The 3436-nt window shown below is 38.1% G+C and carries 4 protein-coding genes; all 4 read right to left on the reverse strand.

What is annotated here, in order from left to right; all coding sequences use genetic code 11:
* The coding region (locus HMPREF9420_RS14525; protein WP_282680359.1) for an Rnf-Nqr domain containing protein at positions 1 to 124 on the reverse strand (124 nt) is incomplete at its 3' end.
* A gap of 20 nt (positions 125 to 144) precedes the next feature.
* Positions 145 to 846 (reverse strand): NADH:ubiquinone reductase (Na(+)-transporting) subunit C, encoded by a 702-nt coding sequence (nqrC, locus tag HMPREF9420_RS02095; RefSeq protein WP_007133743.1) that lies wholly within the window; start codon positions 844 to 846, stop codon positions 145 to 147.
* Between the two features lie 14 nt (positions 847 to 860).
* Positions 861 to 2021, reverse strand: coding sequence for an NADH:ubiquinone reductase (Na(+)-transporting) subunit B (locus tag HMPREF9420_RS02100; protein ID WP_007133744.1), 1161 nt, complete (start codon positions 2019 to 2021; stop codon positions 861 to 863).
* 20 nt (positions 2022 to 2041) lie between these two features.
* Positions 2042 to 3391 carry a Na(+)-translocating NADH-quinone reductase subunit A gene (locus tag HMPREF9420_RS02105; RefSeq protein ID WP_007133745.1) on the reverse strand — a complete coding sequence of 450 codons (1350 nt, stop codon included), beginning with the start codon at positions 3389 to 3391 and terminating at the stop codon, positions 2042 to 2044.
* Between the last annotated feature and the right edge of the window lie 45 nt (positions 3392 to 3436).

The following is a 3436-nucleotide window of genomic DNA, read 5'->3' on the forward strand; positions in this document are numbered from 1 at the left end:
CCGGTTTTAGTTGTGAAGTTACAGCTAAAGCACTACATATACCAAGCACTTGAACCATGATAGGATTATCAAGATTCAATGGATTGATAAATGCTTCTTTATTTTGTTTACTAAACAAACTCATCTTTTATCTTTATTAATGAATTATTTTTGATTTATAAAAACAAGATACTTACCCAATGCTTCATGCAACATATCGCGCACACCATTACTGGTTAACGTTGCACCTGTAACGGCATCAACCTGCGTAGTTGGGTCTTCAACCTTCTTTTCAACACTCAAAGCTATTGCCTTATCATCTCCGTTCTTAAACAATTTCTTGCCTTGGAACTTCTCTTGCCAAGCTTTATTGTCTTTGATTTCTGCCCCAAGACCAGCTGTTTCGCTTTCATGATTGAAATAAACTCCATATACAGTCGACTTATCTGCATTCAAAGCAATATATCCACTAATTGGTCCCCAGAGCCCCATGCCGTATACAGGAACCACATACTTAGTCTCTCCATTAACTCTACATATATATAAGGCCAACTTACCTTCCTTATAATCCTTACTTTCAAGCTTGAAACCAGCATTCTCTCCACCAGTAGTTCCCGGAAGAAGTACCTTTCCTTTTTCGTCTATTACCCTATCAGCTACAACGACTTCCTTATATTTAGCATCGGCTTGAGCATCATTTAAATCACGAATATTTAACGAATTAAGAATCTGTTTCTTCTTATCGAGTGCAACATTAGCATCTTGCATGGGCTTCAAAGCCTGGAATACAAAAGCTAAAAGGAATGCAACAATAACAACAATGATAACAGAATATATGATGGTATATGAATTTGAATTTGTCTTCATAATCTACTTCTTTATTATTGTACTTTCGAAATACGTTTCGCTCTGCGTGAAATATTGCGTTGAACCACACAATAATCAATCAATGGAGCTATCATATTACCGAAGAATATAGCCAACATCATACCCTCAGGGAAGCCAGGATTCATCACACGAACAATCACCGCAAGCGCTCCAATGAAGAATCCATAGTAGTATTTTCCAGTCTCTGTGCGTGCTGATGTAACTGGATCGGTAGCCATAAATACAGCACCAAAGCAGAAACCTCCTAAGACAATATGTTCATACCATTGTATAGGTGTCATCCCTAATGCATGAAACAAAACAGCCATTACTATTCCTCCTACAAATACAGTGCCCATAGTTCTCCAACTTGCAATACCAGTCCACAATAGGATTACAGCCCCTATAGCTATTGCTATAACACTTGTTTCCCCAATAGATCCAGGTATAAGACCTATTATAATATCTGCCATTGAAACATTAGGAATAGTTCCTGATGCCAATTGGCCAAGAGGAGTAGCGGCCGTAAAAGCATCAGGCAGCGTGTTGCCCAAGCCACATATAGAACTGGTTGCTACCCATACGCGGTCTCCAGTCATTGCACTTGAATAAGAAAAGAACAAGAACATGCGTGCAGCTATAGCCACATTAAAAACATTCATGCCTGTTCCACCAAAAATTTCCTTAACGAAAATAACTGAGAAAGCACACGCTAAAGCCAACATCCACAAAGGACAACCAACAGGAACTATCATTGGAATAATGATGCCTGAAACCAAATAGCCTTCTTGAATCTCTTCACCCTTCCATTGAGCCCAAGCAAATTCAATCCCCAAACCAACTACATAGCTGACAACTATTTTGGGAAGAACAGCTAAAAAGCCAAAAAGAAACATGTCACAGAATGATGCTTCCGCCAACTTTCCTGCCGCCTCATAATTTTGATAGCCTATATTATACATCCCAAAAAGTAAAGCTGGGAGCAAAGCTATAACTACAAAACTCATGATTCGCTTTGAATCTATCGCATCATGAATGTTAGTTCCGCTCTGAGATGTTGCATTTGGAACATACAAGAATGTTTCCAAGCCTTCAAACACACTTTGAAACGCATGGAGTTTACCTCCCTTTTCAAAGTTAGGTTTGATTGTATCAAGATATCTTCTTAAACTCATAATTCTTTTATCCTTTATAATTAAGCATTCTCTTTGCGGAGCATGTCAAGACCATTGCGTACAATCTTTTGTAATTCTAATTTGGAAGAATCAACAAACTCGGCTACAGCAAAGTCTTCAGGACTTACTTCATAGATTCCCAATTGTTCCATTTTATCAATATCTTCAGCTATAATAGCTTTTATAAGATATTCACCATAGATATCCATTGGTAGCACTTTATCATATTCTCCACTCATAATCATATGACGTTCTCCCCCTTTTATTCGTGCATCGAGGTTATAAGTCTTCTTTCCCATGAGCCATGAGAAATAGCTTTTTGAAACGGAGAATAAATTCGTTCTGGGAAGAATCCATCCTAAGAACTCATTAACATCATCACCTTCAGGAATTACTGTTACCTCAGATGTATGCGCTCCGACAAAATCTTCAAGTGTTGTTTTGCGCCCAGTAAGAGGATTTCCATTAATAATTCGAACGTGCTCAGTAGACTTCAACTGCCCATCGAGAACCTTAGATAAAGGGGTTCCAATAAGTATTTCAGCGTAAGAAGGATTCTTTACCTCACTACCAGCAACAGCAATCACCCTCCTTAAATCAACTTTTCCTGTATTAAATAATCTTCCAAAGAATATAACCGCAGCAGGATCTATAGTCCAAACCACCTCACCTTTATTGATTGGATCTATATGATTGACTTGAACACCCACATTACCTGCAGGACATTTGCCATCAAAGACATTGATTTCAACATCCTTTGCATTTACAAGTGCCGATGCAGTCTGGTGCACAGAAAGTCCTAAATAAGTCTTTTGTATTTTAGATAATGCCGTTAATCCTGTTTGAAAATCCTTTTCATTACCCTTTAATTCCACTTCAAAGTCTGAAGCTAAAGGCATATCTCGAAAAGCAGAAACAAAGATTGCTTTCGGCATTGTATCAGGAGTCGTTGTCACAGCATAAGGTAACTGTTGAATAAAACTAAACAATCCACTCGCGAGTAAAGCTTCTTTGATTGCCTTACCATCCAACTTCTCAATATCTTTTATACCAAAATCAACGAATTGCTGCGTCTCATCAGCCTTTACCTTAACGTAAAGAACCTTTCGACGATCACCTCTCACCACCGCTTTTACAGTTCCACTGATTGGTGAAGCAAACTTCATCTCTGGATATTTCTTATCCACAAATAAGGCATCTCCAGCCTTAACACAGTCGCCTTCACGCACAATAACCTTTGGCGTAACACCTCCGAAACTATCAGGAACAAGTGCTATCTCAGAACTATCTATCCTTCTAATTGTTTCAAAATTGGCCTTACCTTTTAGGTTAATGTCTAAGCCCTTACGCAACTTAATTACATTTGCCATAATTATATTTATATATGAATATTCCTTTTACCTTAATATAACAGA

The organism is Segatella salivae DSM 15606 (assembly GCF_000185845.1).
In the GTDB taxonomy this organism is placed as follows: domain Bacteria; phylum Bacteroidota; class Bacteroidia; order Bacteroidales; family Bacteroidaceae; genus Prevotella; species Prevotella salivae.

Coding starts and splice junctions, on each gene's coding strand:
- HMPREF9420_RS02100 (WP_007133744.1), bottom strand. CDS start 2,021: ATGAGTTTAAGAAGATATCTTGATACAATCAAACCTAACTTTGAAAAG.
- nqrC (WP_007133743.1), bottom strand. CDS start 846: ATGAAGACAAATTCAAATTCATATACCATCATATATTCTGTTATCATT.
- HMPREF9420_RS02105 (WP_007133745.1), bottom strand. CDS start 3,391: ATGGCAAATGTAATTAAGTTGCGTAAGGGCTTAGACATTAACCTAAAA.